This window comes from Microbacterium sp. NPDC091662, from assembly GCF_044756705.1.
In the GTDB taxonomy this organism is placed as follows: domain Bacteria; phylum Actinomycetota; class Actinomycetes; order Actinomycetales; family Microbacteriaceae; genus Microbacterium.
Window position 1 is genome coordinate 398,393 of sequence record NZ_JBIVTM010000001.1, and the last position, 21,392, is coordinate 419,784.

At 68.2% G+C, this 21,392-nt stretch carries 23 protein-coding genes; 14 read left to right on the top strand and 9 right to left on the bottom strand.

The genetic code is table 11. The annotated features are described in order from the left end of the window. Window positions 1–8 precede the first annotated feature (8 nt). The 5 genes from ACIQLD_RS01965 to ACIQLD_RS01985 form a co-directional block, all read right to left on the bottom strand. Window positions 9–626, bottom strand: a complete 618-nt coding sequence (locus tag ACIQLD_RS01965; protein WP_402604400.1) for a copper resistance protein CopC — start codon at window positions 624–626, stop codon at window positions 9–11. A gap of 119 nt (window positions 627–745) precedes the next feature. Continuing rightward, the gene (locus ACIQLD_RS01970; protein WP_402604402.1) at window positions 746–1,351 is read right to left on the bottom strand and encodes a hypothetical protein; all 606 of its coding nucleotides are present in this window, start codon (window positions 1,349–1,351) and stop codon (window positions 746–748) included. A 64-nt stretch (window positions 1,352–1,415) separates the two neighbouring features. Continuing rightward, entirely contained in the window at window positions 1,416–2,768 is a 1,353-nt protein-coding gene (locus ACIQLD_RS01975; protein ID WP_402604404.1) for a cryptochrome/photolyase family protein, read from the bottom strand. 137 nt (window positions 2,769–2,905) lie between these two features. Further along, complete coding sequence (locus ACIQLD_RS01980) at window positions 2,906–3,319, bottom strand: hypothetical protein (protein WP_402604406.1); 414 nt, start codon at window positions 3,317–3,319, stop codon at window positions 2,906–2,908. Between the two features lie 69 nt (window positions 3,320–3,388). Continuing rightward, window positions 3,389–4,339, bottom strand: a complete 951-nt coding sequence (locus tag ACIQLD_RS01985; protein WP_402604408.1) for an alpha/beta fold hydrolase — start codon at window positions 4,337–4,339, stop codon at window positions 3,389–3,391. A gap of 163 nt (window positions 4,340–4,502) precedes the next feature. On the opposite strand from ACIQLD_RS01985, the gene ACIQLD_RS01990 reads away from it, so the two are divergent. From ACIQLD_RS01990 to ACIQLD_RS02010, 5 genes are all read left to right on the top strand, one after another. After that, window positions 4,503–5,663, top strand: coding sequence for a sensor histidine kinase (locus ACIQLD_RS01990; RefSeq protein ID WP_402604410.1), 1,161 nt, complete (start codon window positions 4,503–4,505; stop codon window positions 5,661–5,663). Next, complete coding sequence (locus ACIQLD_RS01995; protein ID WP_402604412.1) at window positions 5,660–6,325, top strand: response regulator; 666 nt, start codon at window positions 5,660–5,662, stop codon at window positions 6,323–6,325. Before ACIQLD_RS01990 ends, ACIQLD_RS01995 begins: the two co-directional genes overlap by 4 nt. Window positions 6,326–6,485: 160 nt before the next feature. After that, window positions 6,486–8,411, top strand: coding sequence for a threonine--tRNA ligase (gene thrS / locus ACIQLD_RS02000; protein ID WP_402608473.1), 1,926 nt, complete (start codon window positions 6,486–6,488; stop codon window positions 8,409–8,411). 27 nt (window positions 8,412–8,438) lie between these two features. Next, complete coding sequence (locus ACIQLD_RS02005; RefSeq protein WP_402604414.1) at window positions 8,439–8,981, top strand: HIT family protein; 543 nt, start codon at window positions 8,439–8,441, stop codon at window positions 8,979–8,981. Between the two features lie 18 nt (window positions 8,982–8,999). Further along, entirely contained in the window at window positions 9,000–9,518 is a 519-nt protein-coding gene (locus ACIQLD_RS02010) for a hypothetical protein (protein ID WP_402604417.1), read from the top strand. Between the two features lie 20 nt (window positions 9,519–9,538). Here the strand turns inward: ACIQLD_RS02010 and pdxY are convergent, their stop codons facing one another. After that, complete coding sequence (pdxY, locus tag ACIQLD_RS02015; RefSeq protein WP_402604420.1) at window positions 9,539–10,390, bottom strand: pyridoxal kinase PdxY; 852 nt, start codon at window positions 10,388–10,390, stop codon at window positions 9,539–9,541. A gap of 46 nt (window positions 10,391–10,436) precedes the next feature. After that, window positions 10,437–11,744 (bottom strand): aminotransferase class I/II-fold pyridoxal phosphate-dependent enzyme, encoded by a 1,308-nt coding sequence (locus tag ACIQLD_RS02020; protein ID WP_402604422.1) that lies wholly within the window; start codon window positions 11,742–11,744, stop codon window positions 10,437–10,439. Window positions 11,745–11,835: 91 nt separating this feature from the next. Here ACIQLD_RS02020 and pdxS point away from each other — a divergent pair, with 91 nt between their 5' ends. Continuing rightward, a complete protein-coding gene (pdxS, locus tag ACIQLD_RS02025; protein ID WP_402604425.1) occupies window positions 11,836–12,729 on the top strand; it encodes a pyridoxal 5'-phosphate synthase lyase subunit PdxS in 894 nt (297 codons plus the stop codon). Next, entirely contained in the window at window positions 12,719–13,339 is a 621-nt protein-coding gene (gene pdxT, locus ACIQLD_RS02030) for a pyridoxal 5'-phosphate synthase glutaminase subunit PdxT (protein WP_402604428.1), read from the top strand. The genes pdxS and pdxT overlap by 11 nt, the downstream gene beginning before the upstream one ends. On the opposite strand, the gene ACIQLD_RS02035 is transcribed toward pdxT, so the two are convergent. After that, complete coding sequence (locus ACIQLD_RS02035) at window positions 13,340–14,263, bottom strand: aminoglycoside phosphotransferase family protein (RefSeq protein WP_402604430.1); 924 nt, start codon at window positions 14,261–14,263, stop codon at window positions 13,340–13,342. Beyond that, a complete protein-coding gene (locus ACIQLD_RS02040) occupies window positions 14,260–14,970 on the bottom strand; it encodes a prolyl oligopeptidase family serine peptidase (protein ID WP_402604433.1) in 711 nt (236 codons plus the stop codon). The genes ACIQLD_RS02035 and ACIQLD_RS02040 overlap by 4 nt, the downstream gene beginning before the upstream one ends. An 86-nt stretch (window positions 14,971–15,056) precedes the next feature. Between ACIQLD_RS02040 and ACIQLD_RS02045 the strand changes: the two genes are divergently transcribed. The 7 genes from ACIQLD_RS02045 to secF all read left to right on the top strand — a co-directional run bounded on the left by ACIQLD_RS02045 (window position 15,057) and on the right by secF (window position 21,366). Continuing rightward, window positions 15,057–15,818 carry a YebC/PmpR family DNA-binding transcriptional regulator gene (locus ACIQLD_RS02045; RefSeq protein ID WP_267418550.1) on the top strand — a complete coding sequence of 254 codons (762 nt, stop codon included), beginning with the start codon at window positions 15,057–15,059 and terminating at the stop codon, window positions 15,816–15,818. A 45-nt stretch (window positions 15,819–15,863) separates the two neighbouring features. Continuing rightward, window positions 15,864–16,448 carry a crossover junction endodeoxyribonuclease RuvC gene (gene ruvC / locus ACIQLD_RS02050; RefSeq protein ID WP_402604435.1) on the top strand — a complete coding sequence of 195 codons (585 nt, stop codon included), beginning with the start codon at window positions 15,864–15,866 and terminating at the stop codon, window positions 16,446–16,448. A 9-nt stretch (window positions 16,449–16,457) separates the two neighbouring features. Next, window positions 16,458–17,078: a Holliday junction branch migration protein RuvA gene (gene ruvA, locus ACIQLD_RS02055; RefSeq protein ID WP_402604438.1), complete on the top strand. Its 621-nt coding sequence runs from the start codon at window positions 16,458–16,460 to the stop codon at window positions 17,076–17,078. Further along, window positions 17,071–18,096: a Holliday junction branch migration DNA helicase RuvB gene (gene ruvB / locus ACIQLD_RS02060; protein ID WP_402604441.1), complete on the top strand. Its 1,026-nt coding sequence runs from the start codon at window positions 17,071–17,073 to the stop codon at window positions 18,094–18,096. Before ruvA ends, ruvB begins: the two co-directional genes overlap by 8 nt. A gap of 78 nt (window positions 18,097–18,174) precedes the next feature. Beyond that, window positions 18,175–18,573, top strand: coding sequence for a preprotein translocase subunit YajC (gene yajC / locus ACIQLD_RS02065; RefSeq protein ID WP_021200637.1), 399 nt, complete (start codon window positions 18,175–18,177; stop codon window positions 18,571–18,573). Window positions 18,574–18,628: 55 nt separating this feature from the next. Further along, complete coding sequence (gene secD / locus ACIQLD_RS02070; protein WP_402604443.1) at window positions 18,629–20,377, top strand: protein translocase subunit SecD; 1,749 nt, start codon at window positions 18,629–18,631, stop codon at window positions 20,375–20,377. Next, entirely contained in the window at window positions 20,377–21,366 is a 990-nt protein-coding gene (secF, locus tag ACIQLD_RS02075) for a protein translocase subunit SecF (protein WP_402604445.1), read from the top strand. Before secD ends, secF begins: the two co-directional genes overlap by 1 nt. The last annotated feature ends 26 nt before the right edge of the window (window positions 21,367–21,392 follow it).

A 21,392-nucleotide genomic window follows, 5' to 3' on the forward strand; every position in this document is an offset into this window, starting at 1 on the left:
GGTGCCTTTCACAGGTCATCTGCCGCGGAGCCGCCGTCTTCCAGCGGAGCGGCTGCCGTCCGAGGACGGCGGAGGAATCGGATGAGGACGAGGACGAGGACGGCCACTGCCGCCCCGCCTGCGCCGATGAGCAGCACCCTGACGGTGCCGCCCGAATCTGCTGCGGTCTGATCCGGCTGTTCTGCGGAGGTCGGCGAAGGCTCCACCGCGTCGCCGGACGACGGCGCCGCCATCGGTTCGGCATCGCCCACGGTGAAAGGGACGACGCCGGCGATCGGATGGCCGTCTTCCGAGACGACCTGCCATCGCACCTGGTAGCCGGCGGTCGGCATGCCTGGTTCGAGCGGGGCGGTCACCGTACGGCCGGCGACAGTGACGTCACCGGAGACCCAGTCCTTGCCCGAGGCGTCGACGACCAGGACGACAGCCCCGGTCAGCGACTCGTCGAGCACCAGGAGTTCGCCGGAGAAGGTCATCGTGATGCTCTCCGGCGCGGCCGCCAACTGCTCGTCGGCGGCCGGAGTGCTGGATATCAATTGGTCGTGGGCAGACGCGGGCGTGGCGATCGCGAGGGTCGCGACCGTCGCCAACGCCAGCCCGGCCGCAATCCTGCGGACAGGGGACATGGGAATGGCCTCTCATCAGACGTCGCATGAGCGACGTTCATGCATGCGTTCAGAACCCGTGCGCACCGTGGGCGCACGGCGGTGACGCACCACAGGGCCAGTGAGGGCCCGGGCGCGGATCAGATCGCAGCAGAGAGAGGAGGAGCTCGGCCGCGGAGGGTCGCGAGGAGTGCGAGGTCGCGGGTGTGCGTCACCTCGAAGATGCCGCGGAGACGGCGGCGGACGCGAAGCGCGGGGAGTACGAGTACGTGATCGATCCGACGCCGCAGCCAGCGGCCCAGCTGCACGGCGAGATCGCGTGCCGCCAGGATCAGGCGTTCGCCCCGGTACAGCGCCGCGATCGTCAGCAGCGCGGCGAACGCGTGGCCGAGCCACATCGACGCGTCGGCGGCGACGGTCTCCGCGATCCCCGTCGTCGCCGGTATGACGAGGGGCGCGCCGTGCACGTGGGGGACCGAGATGCCGGACGGCGTGACCGTGCCGAGCACGAAGAGGGTGTGGAACAGGAACTGGCTCACCGCGACCGAGATGCCGAGGCGGATGAGCGACAGCCGGCGACCGGCGAGCAGCACGCAGATCATGAACGAGAACACCCACGGCACGATGATGCCGAGTGCGCCGGGCATCTGCCCGCCGCCCGAGACGTGGCCCGCGAGAGCGACGAAGATCGCCAGTGACGATGCAGCGAAGCCGCGGACGACGGCGGGCTTCCTGGACTCGGTCACGGCTCCAGTCTGGCACGGACGGATCGCGAGGCCGGTCGAGGACCCGTCGTCGTCTGGCCGCCGTTCATCCGCGAGGGGAGGCCGGTGTGCGTTTGACGACGTCGTATGCGGCGAGCGCCGCCTTGCGTGTCTCACCCAGGTCGACGATCGGCTCGGTGGGCGCGTCTGCGGCCCAGCGCGAGATGTAGAGGTTCTGCGGGTCGAACTTCTTCGCCTGGAGCTCGGGGTTGAACACACGGAAGTACGGGGCGGCATCGGCGCCGGAACCGGCGACCCATTGCCAGTTGAAGGGGTTGTTGGCCTCGTCAGCGTCGACGAGCGTGTCCCAGAACCATTCCTCGCCTCGGCGCCAGTCGATGAGCAGGTTCTTCACGAGGAAGGACGCCACCACCATCCGCACCCTGTTGTGCATGTAGCCGGTGTGCCAGAGCTCTCGCATCCCGGCATCGACCAGGGGCACGCCGGTCTCGCCGTGCTGCCAGGCATCGAGGTGGGCGGGGTCCAACGGCGGCCAAGGGAAGGCGTCGAACTCCCGTCTCAGGTTCTCTGTGGCGAGATCGGGGGAGTGATACAGCGTGTGCCAGGCGAACTCGCGCCAGCCCAGCTCGGAGAGGAAGCCTCCCGCGCCGTCGACACCCACCGCCTCATGCCAGACCGTGAAAGGGCTGATCTCTCCCCACCGAAGGTGCGGCGAGAGCAGCGAGGTCGCACCCGCGGCGGGTTCGTCGCGTGCGCGGTCGTACGACGCGAGGTCGTTCTCGAGGAACTGCTTCAGACGTCGTCGCGCGGCCGGCTCTCCCGGTTCCCAGGTTTCGCGCAGACCGGCGGCCCAGTCGGGCGTCGTCGGCAGGAGTCCCCAGTCGTCGAGCGCATCGGAGGCGGGCCCGTTCGTCGCTCCGGCGATCTCCCGCGGCTCGGGGTGGGGCGATCGGGGAGCCGGGAGGGCGAGGCACGTGCGCCAGTACGGGGTGAAGACGGAATAGTGCGTCCCGCTTCCGGTCATGACCGTCCACGGTTCGTGCAGGAGCGAGGCGCCGAACGAGGCGACCTCGATCCCGTCGTCGCGCAGAGCCGCCTTGATGCCGGCGTCGACGGCCCGCTCGGCTGCGCCGTACCGACGGTTCCAGAAGACAGCACCTGCCCCCATCTCTCTCGCCAGCTCGGGAAGGACGCGATCGGCGCGGCCGCGGCGCAACTTCAGCGAGGATCCGCGCTCCCGCAGCCGCGCGGCGAGCGATTCCAGTGAGTGATGCAACCACCATCGTGCGGCGCCGCCGAGCGGTCGGAACCCCGGTGACTCCTCGTCGAGCACGAAGACCGCGACGATCGGTGCGCCTCGATCGACGGCGGCTCGCAACGCGGGGTTGTCCGCCAGGCGCAGATCGTCGCGGAACCAGACGAGCGAGGGAGTGGACATCGCCCCATTCTCTCCGACACGGGTTCATTCCTCGGCGGGGGTGTGAACGAGACCAGGTAGCTGGTACGGTGCCGAGCGCCGATCGACGCTCGAGGTCATGCGGACACGTGCACTCCGGGGGACGGCGAGCGGCGGGACTACCGCCGCCGGGGCCGGCGGATGCGTCGACGAGGGTCGGCCGTGGCCCACAGTGCCCAGACGACGAGTACCGGCTGCAGGAAGAGGCGGCCGAACCGCCGGGCATCGGTGTCGAGCCCGGGGGTGGAGCGCCGGGTGAGCCACTGGTGCACGTTGCCGGGGAACACGGCGACGAAGAACGCGGCCGTCGCCACGCCGATCCGCCGACGCTCGCGCGGCAGCGCGAGCAGACCCGCGGCGAGCGCGACTTCGGCCGCGCCTGAGGCGATCACGATCGCGTTCTTGTCGAGGCGCGTCAGCCGCGTCGCCCAGTCCGGCACGACCACGCGGAATCCTCGGGTGCTCACGAAATGGGTGACGCCGATCGCACCGAGGGCGATGGCGAGGATCCAGCGCGCGACTGTTCTGCTCATCCGCTCACGCTACAGGTGCTCACCCCGAGGCTCGGCGCATCGGGCGTGCACCCGCGTGCGATCTATCGGTCAGCCGGCGGTGGCGATCCGCGCACGTTCCCATGCGCGGAGCCCGTCCGCGATCTCGGACGACCGTGTGTGGTGCAGGTAGTGGTCGGCGTCGACGGGAATGACGGTGCCGTCCGCCACGGAGGCCGCCTGTGCCTCGTGCAGGGCGACCCAGTCGGGGTTGTTGGCGTTGTGGGCCTCGACGAACAGCAGCAGCGGGAGGTCCGAGGGAAATCCGGTTCCGAGCGCATCGGAGAAGTTGGTGCGGATGTGCGTCATCTCGTCCAGGTACGTGGGGCTCAGCGAGTTCCGGTTGCTGATCAGGGCGATCTGCTCCCTGGCCTCATCGGAGTATGCGGGGAAGTCGTAACCGGGGCCGCTGACCGCGGTGAGCAGGCGGACGAGGCCCAGGTTTTTGGCGACCGCCATCAGATCGGTCGGGAAGACCGTGTCCATGTTCGGCTGACCGGGAACGCTGGTGTCGATGCCGACGAACGCGCTCACCTCGTCGGGGTACCGGTTCGCGTACTCGATGCCGTAGATCCCGGCGATCGAGTGCCCCATGAGGATGTAGCGGTCCAGATCGAGGGATCGGAGCGCCTCATGCACTTCGGAGACGATGTTCTGCGTCGTCCGTTCACGATCGGTTCCGTCGCTGAGTCCGTACCCGAAGGGCTCGACGACGATCACCCGGTGATCCTCCGCCAGGTCGGCGACGAGAGGCTCGAAGTCGAGCACGGGCGAGGCGGTGCCGAATCCGGGGAGCAGCACGACGTCCTCGGACCCCTGGCCCGTGATGAGGACGTTCATCTCGCGGCCGTCGACCGTCACGGTCTCTCCGTAGGTCTCGATGCGGTCCTGCTCGGCATCGCTCGCCACGGCGTTCACGATCGTCGTCGTGCTCAGTCCGAGCACCAGCACCGCTCCGACCGCGGTCACGGTGATGAGCGTCCGTTTCGCGAACTTCTTCATTGCCGCCTCTCTTCGAACGCCCTCTGCGCTCTTCTTCCAGCGTTGCGCGAACGGGCCGCGTTCGCGTCGCCCCGCCGCAGACACCGTCATACTGCATTCGCGGTATGACGGTGTCGTCCCGGCGGAGGATTCACGGTGCGGGGAACGACGCGATACTGGAGACATGCCGGCACCCCGAGCTCGTGGAATCGCGGCGCCGTTCGGCGACATCGTCGTCGTCGCCGTGGTCGTGGCGTTCGCGGTGCTCCCGTTCCCCGTCGAGACGTATCGGGCGAGCGGATGGCTGCTGGTGCCTGCTCTGCTCCCGGCTGCGATGATGCCGATCCGCCGTCGGCTCCCCTTCCTCGCCCTCGGCGCGAGCCTGGCATGCGGTTCCGCGCTCGCGGCGATGGGGGTCGTCTCGCCGAGCGCCCTGCTCGCGGTCGCCTTCTGCTGCTACACCGTCGTCGAGCTGCGGGGGCGTCGGACAGGACTCGTCACTGTCGTCGCGGCCGGGCTGGTCGTGTTCGTCTGCAACGGTCTCGTGCTGGGCGGGGAGTTCTTCGACTCGACCGCGTTGCAGTTCGTGCTGTTCATCGTGCTGGCCGGTGCTCTGGGTGATTCGGTTCGGTCGCGTCGTGAGTTCGCGGCGGCGATTACCGAGCGCGCAGAGCGTGCCGAACGGAGCCGTGATGACGAGGCTCGCCGCCGGGTGACGGAGGAGAGGGTGCGCATCGCGCGGGATCTGCACGACGTGGTCGCTCACCAGATCTCGGTGATCAGCCTGAGCGCCGGGGTGGCGTCCTCCGCGCTGGAGAGCAGGCCGGAGCGGGCACGCGAAGCGCTCACGACCATCCGCAGCGCGTCTCGCATCGTTCTCGCCGACATCGGCGGGCTCCTGTCGTTGCTCCGTGCCGACGACGGCGCCGCTGCGCGTGACCTCCACCCGCAGCCGGGACTCGCCGACCTCGATGCCCTCGTCGCGCAGTCCACGGATGCCGGGCCCCGCGTCGACCTTCGTCGCGACCCCGACGCGCCGCCGCTCTCTCCCGCGAGCGATCATGTCGCCTATCTCGTCGTGCGGGAAGGGCTCACGAATGCGCACAAGCACGGCGCCGGCGGCGCGGTCGTCGTGTCGGTGGAGGGGATCGGCGATGCCGTCGTGCTGTCCGTGTCGAACACCAGGAAGGCGGGTGACGGCGATTCCACCCCGAGCGGCCACGGCCTGCGCGGGCTCCGGGAGCGCGTGTCCGCGGTGCGTGGCGACGTCTCCGTCGTCGCCGAAGCGCAACAGTTCGTGCTCACCGTGCGCATTCCCGCGAACGAGCGGAGCGTGCGCGCATGATCTCGGTTCTCGTGGTCGATGATCAGCCGCTGGTCCGACAGGCCGTGCGAGACATCCTCACCGACGGCGGCCTCGACGTGGTCGGTGAGGCTGTCGACGGACGGGCCGCGGTCACGGCGACGGCAGCACTCGTGCCCGACGTCGTGCTGATGGACATCCGGATGCCGGGCATGGACGGGATCGCCGCGACCGCCGCGATCTGCGCCGCGCGTTCGTCGGGGCGGCCGCGGGTGCTCATCCTCACGACATTCGAGGAGGACGAGTATGTGGTCGGCGCGCTGCGGGCGGGCGCGAGCGGGTTCATCGGCAAGGGCGCGGAGCCGGAGGACATCGTGCGTGCCGTGCGGACGATCGAGGCGGGGGAGTCGCTGCTCTCCTCCACGGCGACCCGCGCCCTGATCGAGCGTTCGGTGCGGGGAACCGCCATGCCGATGTCCGCAGCGCATGAGACCGTGCTGGCGCGACTGACCGCCCGTGAACGGGAGGTGCTGCTGCTGGTGGCCGGAGGGCTGACGAATCAGGAGATCGCCGCGGCGCTGACGATCTCGCCCCACACGGCGAAGACGCACGTCAATCGCGTCATGGCGAAGGTGGAGGCGCGTGATCGGGCACAGCTGGTGATCCTCGCCTATGAATCGGGGATCGTGATCGCCGGAACCTGACCGGAACTCGAGTGCGGTGCGCGCAGGCGTGCGTGCGACGGTCAAGACGGTGTGCTCATGCGAGTAACCTGGGTACCGACCCAGATGGAGAGTTTCTGTGCCTGAAAACGCCCGGCCGAATGACGGCTTCGCCCTGTTCACTGACCGAAACGTCGTCGCAATGCGCGTCAACGGCGATCTCAAGGACCTCGCCACGACCGTGACCGACACCGACGTGGTCGAAGCAGTCACGATCGACAGTCCGGACGGGTTGAACATCCTCCGCCACTCGGCAGCGCACGTGCTGGCGCAGGCCGTGCAGCGCATCAACCCGCAGGCGAACCTGGGCATCGGCCCGCCCATCACCGACGGCTTCTACTACGACTTCGGCGTCGAGACCCCGTTCACGCCCGAGGACATCAAGGCGATCACCAAGGAGATGCAGCGCATCGTCCGTGAGGGCCAGCGCTTCGTGCGCCGTGTCGTGACCGACGACGAGGCGCGGGCCGAACTCGCGGACGAGCCGTTCAAGCTCGAACTCATCGGTCTCAAGGGGGGGAAGGAAGCCGCGGAAGGTGCCTCCGTCGAGGTCGGCGAGGGCGAGCTGACCATCTACGACAACACCACCCGTGACGGCGAGGTCGTCTGGAAGGACCTCTGCCGCGGACCGCACCTGCCGAACACCCGCATGATCGGCAACGGCTGGGACCTCACCCGCATCGCCGCCGCATACTGGCGCGGCAGCGAGAAGAACCCGCAGCTGCAGCGCATCTACGGCACCGCCTGGCCGACCAAGGACGAGCTGCGCGCCTATCAGCACCGCCTGGAGGAGGCCGCCAAGCGCGACCACCGGCGTCTCGGCAAGGAGCTCGACCTGTTCTCGTTTCCCGAGGAGATCGGCTCCGGGCTCTCGGTCTGGCACCCGCGCGGAGGCGTGATCCGCGGCGAGATGGAGCAGCACGCTCGTAAGCGGCACATCGAGGGCGGTTACACCTACGTGTACACGCCGCACATCTCGAAGGAAGACCTCTTCCTCACCTCGAACCATCTCGTCACCTACAAGGAGGGCATGTTCCCGCCGATCGTGATGGATGAGGAACGTGACGACGAGGGCAACATCACCAAGCAGGGGCAGGACTACTACCTCAAGCCCATGAACTGCCCGATGCACATCCTCATCTACAAGGAGCGTGCGCGCAGCTACCGCGACCTGCCGTTGCGATTCGCCGAGAACGGCACCGTATACCGCAACGAGCTCTCCGGAGCGCTCCACGGTCTGACCCGTGTGCGCGGGTTCACTCAGGACGACTCTCACCTCTTCGTCACGCCCGATCAGCTCGAGGCCGAGGTGGCGAAGGTCCTCGAGTTCATCCTCTCGATGCTCCGCGACTTCGGTCTGAGCGACTTCGAGCTCGAGCTGTCGATGAAGGACGACGAGAAGTCCAAGTGGATCGGCTCCGATGAGTTCTGGGAGTCATCGACCGACGCGCTCCGCCGCGTCGCCGTCGCCTCCGGTCTCAAGCTGACCGAGGTCCCCGGCGAGGCCGCGTTCTACGGCCCGAAGATCGACCTCAAGACGCGTGACGCGATCGGTCGCGTCTGGCAGCTCTCGACCGTCCAGGTCGATCCGAACCTGCCGGAGCGCTTCGACCTCGAGTTCATGGACAAGGACGGGCAGAAGAAGCGCCCGATCATGATCCACCGCGCCCTGTTCGGCTCGATCGAGCGGTTCTTCGCGATCCTGCTCGAGCACTACGCCGGGGACTTCCCGGTGTGGCTGTCTCCTGTCCAGGTCGTCGGCATCCCCGTCGCGGACGACTTCGCCGACTACCTCGGCGAGGTCATCGACACGCTTCGCTCGCAGGGAGTGCGCGCGGAGCTCGACACGTCGGACGACCGGATGCAGAAGAAGATCCGCACGCACACGACCGGCAAGGTGCCTCTGCTGCTGATCGCTGGGGAGCAGGACCGCGCCGCCGGCACCGTCTCCTTCCGCTACCGCGACGGCTCGCAGGAGAACGGCGTGCCGATCGCAGACGCGGTGGCCCGGATCCGCGCATCCATCGACTCCCACGCCCTCGTGCAGGCAGCAGGGGATCTGGCGTGACCCTTCGACAGGCCCAGGGACGGGGCGATGGCTGAGCTGGAGGATGCCGGGCTCCTCGCCGGAGTGCCGGACGAGTTCCAGCGGCTGTGGACTCCGCACCGGATGGCGTACATCCAGGCGGGACCGGAGCCGCTGCGCGAGGAGTGCCCGTTCTGCGAGGCGCCGAAGTTCCCAGACGCCGAGCGACTCGTGGTGGCGCGGGGAGAGACGGCATACGTTCTGCTGAACCTCTTCCCGTACAACTCCGGGCATCTGCTCGTCTGCCCGTATCGTCACATCGCCACCTACGATCAGGCGACGCCCGAGGAGGTCGCCGAGATCGGTGCGCTGACCCAGACAGCGATGCGGGTTCTCCGTGAGGTGTCGCGCTGCGACGGCTTCAACCTGGGCATGAACCAGGGTGCCGTGGCGGGTGCCGGCGTCGACGCCCACCTGCACCAGCACGTGGTGCCGCGGTGGACGTCGGACGCGAACTTCTTCCCGATCATCGCGAAGACCAAGGCGCTCCCGCAGCTCCTGGGCGAGGTGCGCGAGGCCGTCGCGACGGCCTGGCCGCAGCCCGACCAGTGACCTCGGCGGCCTGACCGGATGGCTCTCTCCCGCCGCCACGGTGCCACCGCTGTCGTCCTCAGCCTCGCCGTGTCGATGGCCGCCTGCGCCCCGCAGCCCGATCCCTCGCCGACGGCGACACCGTCGAGCGTCGAGGACGAGGGTCGCACCTTCTATCTCGCTCAGGGCTTCGCGGCGGACGAGGGCCGACTCACCCCGAAGACCCCGGAGCAGCAGCTGCTGGTGGATGAGGTCATCGAGAGCGGGGTCTGGGCAGGCATCCCCGATGAGGACGTCGCCTGGATGAGCCTCGAGCTCACCATCGACGTCTGCCTCGTGGCGATCGAGTCAGGGCACCAGGTCGACGCCGCCCGGGTTCAAGAGCACATCGGGTCGTCCGACGTTCTGGGAAGCTGGGAGCGCGCGTTCGGAGACGCCGATCCGGGGCTGCCGTTCATGCTCGGAGGTCTCGCGATCTCGGGCATGAAGCACCTCTGCCCCGACGACTACCCCGACTGGATCGCGGCGTACCGCGAGCTCCCGATCCCGACCGGGTGACTCGGAAGCCGAACCGCGCGTCAACGCACCTGGCGGGCGGTGAACTGCATCTGCGGGTTCGCGTAGAACTCCTGTGCCTCGACGAGCTGCAGCTCGCGCTCACCGGATTCGAGCGTGGCCTTGAGCAGGTCGTACACGCTGGACGCGGTGCGCTCGAGTGCGATCTTCGCGCTGCCCGTCTCGACGTAATGGGCGGTGAACAACGCCGCGGTCACATCGCCGGAGCCGTTCGCTTTCATCGGCAGGTGTGGAGTCTGCACGATCCAGGCGCCCTTCTCGTCGGCGGCGAGCATCTCGATCGTGCCCTCTTCGCGGTCGGGGCGCTCGACACTCGTGACGAGCACGGTGCGCGGACCCATCGCGTGGGCGAGATCGACCGACGCGAGCGTGGACTCGAGCGTGTCCGGCTCGGTGTCGGTGAGGAAGCCGAGCTCGAACTGGTTCGGCGTGATGATGTCGGCGACCGGAACGACGCGCTCGCGCAGCAGCACCGGAATAGCCGGGGCGACGAAGCAGCCCGACTTCGCGTTGCCCATGACCGGGTCGCACGCGTAGACGGCGTTCGGGTTCACGGCCTTGACGCGCGCGACGGCATCGATGATCACGTCGCCGATGCCCTCGCCGCCCTGGTAGCCGCTGAGGACGGCGTCGATCTGGCCGAAGACGCCGCGCTCCTCGATGCCGGTGATGACCTCGCGCACGTCCTCGGGAGCGATCATCGGTCCGCGCCAGGCGCCGTAGCCGGTGTGATTCGAGAAGTTCACGGTGTAGACCGGGAGCACCTCGACGCCGATGCGCTGCAGCGGGAAGACGGCGGCGGAGTTGCCCACGTGCCCATAGGCCACGGCTGACTGGATGGAGAGGATCTTCATTCTCCGACTCTTTCGTTCAGGGCGGGCTTGTGCCCGCGACGGATGGTCATCGCCCGGCGGCGACGAGGTCAGCGACGAGAGACTCGGCCTCGTCGTCGGAGAGGTCGTGCACGGTCAGGCGCAGATGGTGCGAGGGCTCCGCCTTCTCTTCGAGCGCGAAGTCGTCTCCGGTGCGGGCGAGCCAACCGCGCCGCATGAGTCGGTCGGCGACGGTGCGTGCAGGCTGGGGGAACTCGACCCACAGGCTCATACCGTCCGACACCGTCGCATCGACGCCGCTCTCACGCAGCCGAGCGGCGAACGCGGCGTTGCGCTCCGCATAGTGCGCGGCGGCCGCGGCGACCTCGGCCATCACTGCCTCGTCGGTCAGCTGCGTGAGGGCGAGCCGTTGCAGCAGGTGGCTCACCCACGTGGTGCCGGGGCTCAGGCGCATCGCGAGACGATCGGCGGTCTCCGGATCCGTCGCAGCGATCGCGAGGCACATGTCGGGGCCAAGGAACTTCGAGACCGAACGCACGAGCGCGAATCGGCGGTGGTCGGGTCCGATGAGCGATTCGTGCGGCCGCTGCGAGAGCATCGAGAAGTGGTCGTCCTCGATGATCAGCACGTACGGGTGGTCGGCGAGCACGGCGCGGAGGTCGGCGGCACGCGACGCCGTGAGACTCGCCCCGGTCGGGTTCTGAGCGCGCGGTGTGCAGATGATGGCGCGGACGCCGGCTTCCAGTGCGGAGCGCAGGCCATCGACCGTCATCCCCTCGGCATCGACCGGCACGGGGACCGCCCGATACCCGCCCAGTCGCACAGTGTGGATGCTCGCGAGGAAGCACGGGTCTTCGAGAGCCACGGCGTCGTCGCGCATCAGCGCCTGCGCCAGGAGGCGCTCGACGGCATCGACGGCGCCGCTGGTGATCGTGATGCGGAAGTCGACGTCTTCGAGGTCGGGGGAGATCCACGCCCTCGACCACTCTTCGAGACCGCGATCGATCACGGGCTCGCCGTAGAGCACCGGGCGTGAGGCGATGGTCATCAGCGCCGGTGCCGGATCGGGGATGAGGCGCGGATCGGGGTTTCCCGTCCCGATGTCGCGGAGCACGGTGTCGGGGGCATACCCCTCCTGCGCCACGGCTTCGAGGCCGGCGACGACGGTTCCGGCGCGCCCGCGGGAGATCACAAGGCCCGCCTGTGCGAGCTGCCGGTATGCGGCGACGGCCGTGTTCCTGTTCACGCCCAGGGTGGCCGCAAGCTCCCGTACCGGGGGGAGCACGGCGCCCGCCCGAAGGATTCCGCGGTCGCGCAGGGAACGCACGCTGTCGGCGATATCCGATGCGGTCGTTCCGGTGATCTGGTCGCTCATGGTCCTCCTTCAGCGATTCTAGGTCGAATCGGACAGTGCTATGTTTGATCTAGATCAAACCCGACTTCGGTGCATCCGACAGGAGTTCCCCATGGCAGAGCAGACAACCACCGGATCCGCGCGCGTCAAGCGCGGCCTCGCCGAGATGCTCAAGGGCGGCGTCATCATGGACGTCGTCACGGCAGAGCAGGCGAAGATCGCCGAAGACGCCGGTGCGGTCGCCGTGATGGCGCTCGAGCGCGTCCCCGCCGACATCCGCGCACAGGGTGGGGTCTCCCGCATGAGCGACCCCGACATGATCGACAGCATCATCGACGCCGTCTCCATCCCGGTGATGGCGAAGGCGCGCATCGGTCACTTCGTCGAGGCGCAGGTACTGCAGGAGCTCGGTGTCGACTACATCGACGAGTCAGAGGTGCTCTCGCCTGCCGACTACGTGAACCACATCGACAAGTACGGCTTCACGGTTCCGTTCGTGTGCGGGGCGACCAACCTCGGCGAGGCATTGCGTCGCATAAACGAGGGGGCGGCGATGATCCGCTCCAAGGGAGAGGCCGGCACCGGCGACGTCTCCGAGGCGATGAAGCACATCCGCAAGATCCGCGGAGAGATCGCCGCGCTCACGGCGCTGCCCAAGGATGAGCTCTTCGTCGCCGCCAAGGAACTCCAGGCGCCCTATGAGCTGGTGGCCGAGATCGCCGAGACCGGCAAGCTGCCCGTCGTGCTGTTCGTCGCCGGCGGGGTCGCGACTCCGGCCGATGCCGCGATGATGATGCAGCTCGGCGCCGACGGCGTGTTCGTCGGCTCGGGAATCTTCAAGTCGGGAAACCCGGTCGAGCGCGCGAAGGCCATCGTCAAGGCGACGACGTTCTACGACGATGCCAAGGTCATCGCCGAGGTCTCGCGCGGCCTCGGAGAGGCCATGGTCGGCATCAACGTCAGCGATCTCCCTGCCCCGCACCGCCTCGCCGAGCGTGGCTGGTAACACCCGGGTCGGAGTCCTCGCGCTGCAGGGCGACGTGCGCGAGCACGCCGCCCTGCTCACGGGGCTCGGTGTCGACGTCGTGCTCGTGCGTCGCCCCGACGAGCTCTCCTCGGTCGACGGACTCGTGATCCCGGGAGGAGAGTCGAGCGTGATCGACAAGCTGTCCCGCATCTTCGGCATGCAAGGTCCGATCCGCGACGCGATCGCGGCGGGAATGCCGATGCTCGGGACATGTGCGGGGCTGATCATGCTGGCCGATGACGTCGTCGACGCGATCGACGGACAGGAGTCGTTCGGCGGGCTCGACGTCGTCGTGCGCCGGAACGCCTTCGGTCGTCAGGTCGAGTCGTTCGAAGCCGTGCTCGATGTTCCCGCATTCGGCGGGCAACCTGTTTCGGCGGCGTTCATCCGCGGTCCGGTGGTCGAAGCGGTCGGCCCGCGTGCAGCGGTCTTGGCGGAGCTGCCCGACGGTCGCGTGGTCGCGGTCCAGCAGGGAAACCTGCTCGGGCTGAGCTTCCACCCAGAGATCACGGGCGAGAAGCGCTTCCACGAGCTCTTCCTCGCACGAGTGGAAGCACATCGACGAGTGACGGCACCGCAGCCGGTGTGATCAGAGCAGCGCGGCGAGCCAGCGCAGAGCCGGATCCGCCTGCGCGCGCTGGAACTCCCGGAGGCCGGGAAGCTGCGGGATCTCGGGCTGCGCCTGCTGATACCAGAGGAATGACGCGAACGCGGCGATCACCGGGAGAAGCGCGGTCTGAGGCGGCGCACCGTGCTCCTCGAAGAGGGCCCACGCGTCCTCACAGGATGGCCCGCCGGACGCCTCGATGCTCGGCAACAGACAGGGCAGGTCGATCCATGCGGCTCCCCGGCGTGCGTGCGGCCAGTCCAGCAGGTGTGCGCGCCCGTCGCTGATCAGGATGTTGTCGGATCGCACGTCGTCATGAACGATGACGTCACCGTGCAGGGCGTCGCGGAAACGATGCTCCAACGACAGGAGCTGCGCAATCCGTGTCGACAGGCCATGGGGGAGAGCATCGAGGAGTGGTGCATCCGCTGCGATCTCCTGCCACCGCGTGAAGCCCGGGATCATGCTCTCCTCCGCGCGGGGCATCGCTGATGGTGCGGGAGTGGTCGACAACGTCCCGAGGGCGCGGGCCACCGCCTGCAGATCCGCGGTCGTCCACGGCCGGCCGGGATGGTGCCCGTCGACGGCCTCGATCACGAGTGCCGTGCCCACGGCGCCGTCGATGGCAGCGAGGAGGCGCGGGGCGACCGACGACGGCAGATGTGCGAGCGTGTGCATCTCCTCGCGAAGGAAGTGCAGAGAATCCGCGTGCCAGTCTGCGCCACAGGCCTTGACGAACCCGCGACCGGCCGTGGTCGTCACGACCCCCGCATACGATGCACTGAAGCCGCCATGAGCCGGTTCATCGCCCACGAAGTCGCCACCGATCACGGCGACGATCTGCGTGCGCAGAGCGGCGGGGAGAGTGCCCCACGCAGGCCGGAGGCGGTCCGCTCCTGCATTCATCGTGCGGCTCGCTCCGCGTCGTGACCGCCCTGCCGGTGGGAGAGCAGCCAGTCGTAGAGCTCAGGATTCTCGTACGTCTCGGTCCAGGAATCGTGACCGACGCCCGCAAAGCGCGTGAAACGCACGTCGGCGTCGAGCGACCGGAGCTCTGACACGATCTGTTCCGTCGCCGAGATCGGCACGACATCGTCGGCGTCGCCGTGGAACGCCCACGCGGGCAGGTCGCGGATGGGTGCAGCGCTCTGCATCCAGAGTCCGCCGCAGACCGGCGCGATCGCCGCGAACCGATCGGGGTAGCGCACCGCGAGGCTCCAGGTCCCGTATCCGCCCATGCTGAGTCCGGTCACGCATACGCGTGCGGGATCGATGCGGTACGCGGCGGCGACCTCGTCGAGCAGCAGGGACAACGTCGTGAGCTCGGCGACCCATTGACTCGATTCGGCGCACTGGGGAGTGACGAGGACGAAGGGGAACTCATGACCGGCATCTGCCAGCTTCGGCGGGCCGTGCACTGCGGCGAGATCGACGTCGGATCCTCGTTCGCCGGCACCGTGCAGGAACAGCACGAGGGGCCAGAGCCTGTGCGGATCGGCATCGTAGTCGTCGGGCAGATGCACCAGATACCGCAAGGAGTCGGCCGGTGTCGGCTCGCCGTCGTGCACGTCCGACGAGCGGGAGGCAGGGGTGATGTGTCGCGATCGGCGCATGCATCCATCCTGCTCCACTCGCGTCGTTCGTTAGACTGGACGACGCGCTGAGTGCGAGCTCACGCGGATACGACGAGCGGAGACTTATGTCCGGGCATTCCAAGTGGGCGACCACGAAGCACAAGAAGGCCATCATCGACTCCAGGCGCGCCAAGTCCTGGGCCAAGCTCATCAAGAACATCGAGGTCGCCGCGAAGCTCGGCGGACCTGATCTGGCGGGCAACCCGACCCTCTTCGACGCGGTCCAGAAGGCCAAGAAGACCTCCGTCCCCAAGGACAACATCGACCGCGCGGTGAAGCGCGGTGCGGGCATCGGCGGCGAGGCCGTCGAGTACCTCTCGATCATGTACGAGGGCTACGGGCCCAACGGCGTCGCCCTCATGATCGAGTGTCTGACCGACAACAAGAACCGCGCGGCCGCCGAGGTGCGCACGGCTCTCAGCCGCAACGGCGGCACGCTGGCCGATCCGGGAAGCGTCGCCTACAACTTCAGCCGCAAGGGCGTCATCGTCGTCGGCTCCGAGGGCACCACCGAAGACGACGTCATGATGGCGGCGCTCGAGGCCGGCGCCGAGGAGATCGAGCCGCACGCCGAGGGCTTCGAGGTCATCACCGAGGCGACCGACCTGGTGGCCGTGCGCAGCGCGCTGCAGGAGGCGGGTATCGATTACGAATCGGCCGACGTCGAGTTCGTTCCGAACCTCAAGGTCGAGATCGACGCCGACACCGCGCGCAAGATCTTCCGTCTGATCGATGCCCTGGAAGACAGCGAAGACGTGCAGAACGTGTTCACGAACTTCGACCTCACCCCCGAGGTCCAGGCCGAGCTGGAGAACGACGAGGCGTAGGCGCGCCGGACCACCTGTGTCGGCTCCGCCGCCTAGCCTGGGGGAGTGACCTCCTCTCTGCGCGTGCTCGGTATCGACCCGGGGCTCACCCGGTGCGGTGTCGGCGTCGTCGACGTCGACGGCTCGCGTCGTGGAACACTCGTGCACGTCGGGGTGATCCGGTCGTCGCCGGATGCGGAGACCGGCGATCGCCTAGCTATCGTCGCCGCGGGGATCCGGGCCGTGATCGCCGAGCATCGTCCGGATGCGGTGGCCGTCGAGCGCGTGTTCGCCCAGCAGAACACGCACTCGGTCATGGGCACGGCGCAGGCCAGCGGCGTCGCGCTGCTGATCGCCGCCGAGTCCGGACTTCCCGCCGCCACGCACACGCCCAGCGAGGTCAAGGCTGCTGTCACGGGCTACGGTGCGGCGGACAAGCGGCAGGTGCAGACGATGATCGCCCGCATCCTGCGCCTCGACGCACTGCCGCAGCCCGCAGATGCAGCGGACGCCCTGGCGATCGCGCTCTGCCACGCCTGGCGCCGCGGAGGCGCCGCATCCCCCGGCCAGGGAGCTCTGACTCCGGCGCAACGGGCCTGGGCCGAGGCCGAGAAGCGTGTCGGTCGAACATACCTACGAGCGACGCCGTAGGCTGAGGGGATGATCTCCTCTCTGCACGGTGTCGTCCTGCATGCGACATCCGATCAGGTCGTCATCGACGTGGGCGGAGTCGGATTCGCCGTCGCCGTCCCCGCTGATGTCGCGCACACGGCAGTTGTGGGGGAGAAGCTCCTGCTGCACACCAGCCTCATCGTGCGGGAAGACTCGCTGTCACTGTTCGGCTTCGCCGACCGCGGCGAGCTGGAGATCTTCGGCCTGCTGATCAGCGTGACAGGGGTCGGCCCCAAATCGGCTCTGGGGGTGCTCTCGCACCTCACGGGCGATCAGATCGCCGAAGCGGTCACGGCTGAGGACGATGCCCCGTTCCGGCGGGTGTCCGGCATCGGCCCCAAGACGGCAAAGCTCATCGTGCTGCAACTCGCCGGCAAGGTGCAGGCATTCGCCGCGCCGTCGAGGCCGGCCGCCGCGGCCGCAACCGACGTCGTGACCCAGGTGGCCGCCGCTCTCGTCGGCCTCGGCTGGTCGGAGAAGGTCGCCGCAGAAGCGGCAGCCCAGACCGCGGCGGAGGCGACCGAGACGGAGCGCGCATCGGTGGCGTCACTGCTCCGACGCACTCTCGCCCTCCTCGGCCCCGCACAGGGAGGCCAGGCGCGTGTCTGAACCGTTCGACGCCAACGAGCCGTCCGACGAGACCGAGCTCGCGATCGAGGGCGCTCTGCGTCCGACGAGCCTGGGGGAGTTCGTCGGACAACAGAAGGTCCGCGGTCAGCTGCAGCTGCTCCTCGAAGCCGCTCGCATCCAGAGCCGTCCCGCCGATCACATCCTGCTGGCGGGGCCCCCAGGGCTCGGCAAGACGACCCTTGCGATGATCGTGGCGCACGAGAGCGAGCGTCCGCTGCGGCTCTCGAGCGGCCCGGCGATCCAGCATGCCGGTGACCTCGCTGCCCTGCTGTCGAGCCTGGTTCCCGGCGAGGTCCTCTTCATCGACGAGATCCATCGCATGGCACGCTCCGCAGAAGAGATGCTCTACCTCGCGATGGAGGATTACCGCATCGACATCATGGTGGGCAAGGGCGCGGGGGCCACGAGCATCCCGCTCGAGCTCTCGCCGTTCACCCTGGTCGGTGCGACGACGCGCTCCGGGCTGCTGCCCAACCCGCTCCGCGACCGCTTCGGCTTCACCGGGCACCTCGAGTTCTACGACGAGTCCGAGCTGGAGCAGGTGATCGCCCGTTCGGCAGCGGTTCTCGGGGTGGATCTGCCGACCGACTCGCTCGCCGAGATCGCCCGCCGTTCGCGGGGCACACCCCGTATCGCGAATCGCTTGCTCCGCCGCGTGCGCGACTACGCCCTGGTGCACACGGGGGGAGTGGCCACCATCCGCGAGGTGCGCGCGGCGCTGGAGCTGTACGACGTCGACCCGATCGGCCTCGACCGCCTCGACCGTGCCGTGCTCGAAGCTCTCGTCCGTCGGTTCCGTGGTGGCCCCGTAGGCCTCAGCACGCTCGCCGTGGCTGTCGGCGAGGAGGCGGAGACCGTGGAGAGCGTGGTCGAGCCGTACCTCGTGCGCATCGGGTTCCTCGGACGCACTCCACGCGGCCGTGTGGCGATGCCGGAGGCGTACACGCATCTGGGCGTCGCGCATCCGGACGGGATGCTTAAGTTGGATGACCTATAATCACTGAAGACTTCCCGGTTACCTTCGCGCGCCCAAAGGCTGGAGCGTGCACCTGAGAAAGGCGCTTCCCCCATGCCCATGGAATTCCTGCTCTTCGGCCTTCTTGCCGTCCTCCTCGTCTTCATGATCTTCAACACGCGCAAGCGCACGAAGCAGATGAAGGCCGAGCAGGAGGAGAAGGCCACCAAGACCGTTCCGGGCGCCAAGGTGCTCCTGCAGGGTGGCATCTACGGGACGATCGTCTCCTACGACCCCGAAGACCTCGACACGCCGGCACTCGTCGAGATCGCTCCCGGCACCATCATCGACGTCCACAGCCAGGCCATCCTGCGCGTCGTCGAGCCCAAGGACGCCATCGTCGACGCTCCGGCCGATGAGGTCGTCGACCCGTCGGTCGCCGACGAGTCGATCGCTCCGGCCGTCGAGACTCCCGAGGAGACCCGCGCCCGCCTCGAGCGCGACGCCGACGACAAGTAAGTCCGGGGCCGACGCGGCCGCTCGGATCTCCGTCCTTCCAGAAAGCTGAACACACGTGGCTTCATCCTCTCCCGTCCGTCACGCCTGGCGGGTCCTTCTCGGCCTGCTCCTCGTGACGGGCGTGCTCTTCGGCATCAATGCTCTGGGCGTCTACGTCTTCAAGGACAGCAACGGGGAGGCTGCGAGCTCGTGGTCGCCTGAGCTCGCCCTCGACCTGCAGGGCGGCACGCAGATCGTCCTGAGCGCCGAGACCGAGGATGGCGCGGCTCCCTCCTCAGAGCAGCTCGACCAGGCGGCGGCGATCATCCGGCAGCGCGTCGACGCCTCCGGTGTCGCCGAGGCCGACATCACCACCGAGGGTGGACAGAACATCGTCGTCCAGATCCCGGGCGAGGCCGACGCGCAGACGAGGGAGCGCATCCAGTCCAGTGCTCAGCTCGAGTTCCGTCCTGTGCTCTACACGACGGCAGCGACCAACGAGTTCGTCGGCGACGACGGCAACTCCACGCCGTACCCGAGCCCGGACCCCGGGCTGAACTCGACGCCGACGGCCGAGCCGACCGACGCGAGCGACCTCTCCTGGGTCACGGACAAGCTGGCGGCGGAGTTCCAGGCCTACGACTGCGCGAATCCGGACAACGACGCTGCGAAGGCACCGAAGGACCAGCCAGTCATCGCGTGTTCGGCCGACGGGTCAGCGAAGTACATTCTCGGACCGGCCGAGCTCGACGGCACCGCCATCACGGACGCCTCGGCCGGCCGCGATCCGAAGTCGGGTGCCTGGCTCGTCCAGCTCACGATGAACGGCGACGGTGCTGACGCGTTCGGCAAGGTCAGCACGCGGCTGAACCAGAACCGCATCGACGGTCTCACCCCGCGTGACCAGTTCGCCTTCGTGCTCGACGGCAACGTGATCAGCGCTCCGCGCATGAACGGGCAGATCCTCGACGGGCGCCCCAGCATCTCGGGCAGCTTCACGCAGGAGTCGGCGACCACCCTGGCCGACCAGCTCAAGTTCGGTGCCCTTCCGCTCAGCTTCACGGTTCAGAGCTCTGACACGATCTCGGCGACGCTGGGAACCCAGCAGCTGCAGATCGGTCTGATCGCCGGGCTCATCGGTCTCGCGCTGGTGGCGATCTACTCCCTCATCGTCTATCGAGCGCTCGGCTCGGTGATCATCGCGTCGATCGCGGTCATGGCGATCCTGACGTACATCATCATCTGCATCCTGGCCTGGCGCATCGGCTTCCGCCTCTCGCTCGCGGGAGTCGCCGGTCTGATCGTCTCCATCGGCTTCACCGCCGACTCGTTCATCGTGTACTTCGAGCGAATACGAGACGAGCTCCGCGATGGCAAGTCCATCACTGCGGCGGTGGAAGACGGCTGGGGTCGCGCGAAGCGCACGATCTACATCTCGAAGTCGATCAACATCCTGGCAGCGCTCGTGCTCTACATCCTGGCCGACGCCACGGTGAAGGGCTTCGCGTTTACGCTCGGACTCACGACGCTCATCGACGTGTTCATCTTCGTGATCTTCACGCACCCCGTCATGCAGCTGCTCGCCCGTACGCGCTTCTTCGGCGGGGGGCACAAGCTCTCCGGTCTCGACCCCGAGGCGCTCGGTGCCGTGTACCGCAGCCGGTCGCAGTACCGCGAGGTGACGACGGCGTCGGCGGGCCGGGGGGCGAAGAACGCCCGCTCGCGTGGCGAGGCGGACCGCCGCCAGACCATCGCCGAACGCAAACGCGCCGAGGCCCTCACGGGCGATAGACCCACCAACGCCGGAAGTGAGGGAGACGCCTGATGCCTTCCATGAATGAGTTCGGCAACAACCTCTACTCGGGCAAGACGTCTTTCCCGTTCGTCGGCAAGCGCCGGCTGTGGTTCATCATCGCGATCGCCCTCGTCGTCGGCTCGGCACTCGTGCCGCTCATCCGCCCGATCCAGTTCTCGATCGAGTTCACCGGCGGATCGCAGTTCACGGTGCAGGCACCGGACAGCCTGGACCAGGAGACCGCCACCAACGCCGTGCAGTCGGTCGTCCCGGGGGCCGCAACCAAGGTGGTCGTGGTCAGCGGCAAGGACGTCCGAGTGCAGACGGACCAGATGAGCGCAGCCGAGACCCAGCAGGTCGGTGAGGCGCTGGCGAAGGCCTACGGCGTCGACCCGTCCGATGTGACCTCGTCGTTCATCGGCCCGGCGTGGGGCGAGAACGTCACGAAGCAGTCGCTGTGGGGTCTCGCGATCTTCCTCGCGCTGACCTTCCTGATCCTCGCGATCTACTTCCGCACGTGGAAGATGTCGGCTGCGGCGATCATCGGTCTGCTCGACGTTCTCGTGATCACGGTCGGCGTCTACGCATTGGCCGGCTTCGAGATCTCGCCCGCGGCGGTGATCGGCTTCCTGACGATCCTGGCGTATTCGCTCTACGACACCACGGTCGTGTTCGACAAGATCCGAGAGAACACCACGGAGGACGGGGAGAAGTCCGCCCGCCTGTTCGGGGAATCGGTGAACCTCGCCGTGAACCAGACGCTCGTGCGCTCGATCAACACCTCTGTGGTCGCGGCTCTGCCGGTCGGAGCGGTGCTCTTCATCGGCGCCTTCTGGCTCGGCGCGGAGTCGCTCACCGACATCTCGCTGTCGATCTTCGTCGGCATCCTCGTCGCGACCTACTCGACGCTGTTCGTGGCTGCTCCGCTCTACTCGCTGTTCCGCGAGAACGAGCCGCAGCTCAAGGCGCGCGACGCCCGCATCCGCGAGGCCCGCAGCAAGGCGTCGGTCGAGGTCTGACCGGCCTCCTGGGCGGGATCTCGTCC

Coding starts and splice junctions, on each gene's coding strand:
- ACIQLD_RS01975 (WP_402604404.1), bottom strand. CDS start 2,768: ATGTCCACTCCCTCGCTCGTCTGGTTCCGCGACGATCTGCGCCTGGCG.
- ACIQLD_RS01990 (WP_402604410.1), top strand. CDS start 4,503: ATGCCGGCACCCCGAGCTCGTGGAATCGCGGCGCCGTTCGGCGACATC.
- pdxS (WP_402604425.1), top strand. CDS start 11,836: ATGGCAGAGCAGACAACCACCGGATCCGCGCGCGTCAAGCGCGGCCTC.
- ACIQLD_RS02005 (WP_402604414.1), top strand. CDS start 8,439: ATGGCTGAGCTGGAGGATGCCGGGCTCCTCGCCGGAGTGCCGGACGAG.
- ACIQLD_RS01985 (WP_402604408.1), bottom strand. CDS start 4,339: ATGAAGAAGTTCGCGAAACGGACGCTCATCACCGTGACCGCGGTCGGA.
- ACIQLD_RS01980 (WP_402604406.1), bottom strand. CDS start 3,319: ATGAGCAGAACAGTCGCGCGCTGGATCCTCGCCATCGCCCTCGGTGCG.
- ACIQLD_RS02035 (WP_402604430.1), bottom strand. CDS start 14,263: ATGAATGCAGGAGCGGACCGCCTCCGGCCTGCGTGGGGCACTCTCCCC.
- thrS (WP_402608473.1), top strand. CDS start 6,486: ATGCGCGTCAACGGCGATCTCAAGGACCTCGCCACGACCGTGACCGAC.
- ACIQLD_RS02040 (WP_402604433.1), bottom strand. CDS start 14,970: ATGCGCCGATCGCGACACATCACCCCTGCCTCCCGCTCGTCGGACGTG.
- ruvA (WP_402604438.1), top strand. CDS start 16,458: ATGATCTCCTCTCTGCACGGTGTCGTCCTGCATGCGACATCCGATCAG.
- ACIQLD_RS02020 (WP_402604422.1), bottom strand. CDS start 11,744: ATGAGCGACCAGATCACCGGAACGACCGCATCGGATATCGCCGACAGC.
- ACIQLD_RS01965 (WP_402604400.1), bottom strand. CDS start 626: ATGTCCCCTGTCCGCAGGATTGCGGCCGGGCTGGCGTTGGCGACGGTC.
- ACIQLD_RS02045 (WP_267418550.1), top strand. CDS start 15,057: ATGTCCGGGCATTCCAAGTGGGCGACCACGAAGCACAAGAAGGCCATC.
- pdxY (WP_402604420.1), bottom strand. CDS start 10,390: ATGAAGATCCTCTCCATCCAGTCAGCCGTGGCCTATGGGCACGTGGGC.
- yajC (WP_021200637.1), top strand. CDS start 18,175: ATGGAATTCCTGCTCTTCGGCCTTCTTGCCGTCCTCCTCGTCTTCATG.
- ACIQLD_RS01995 (WP_402604412.1), top strand. CDS start 5,660: ATGATCTCGGTTCTCGTGGTCGATGATCAGCCGCTGGTCCGACAGGCC.
- secF (WP_402604445.1), top strand. CDS start 20,377: ATGCCTTCCATGAATGAGTTCGGCAACAACCTCTACTCGGGCAAGACG.
- ACIQLD_RS02010 (WP_402604417.1), top strand. CDS start 9,000: ATGGCTCTCTCCCGCCGCCACGGTGCCACCGCTGTCGTCCTCAGCCTC.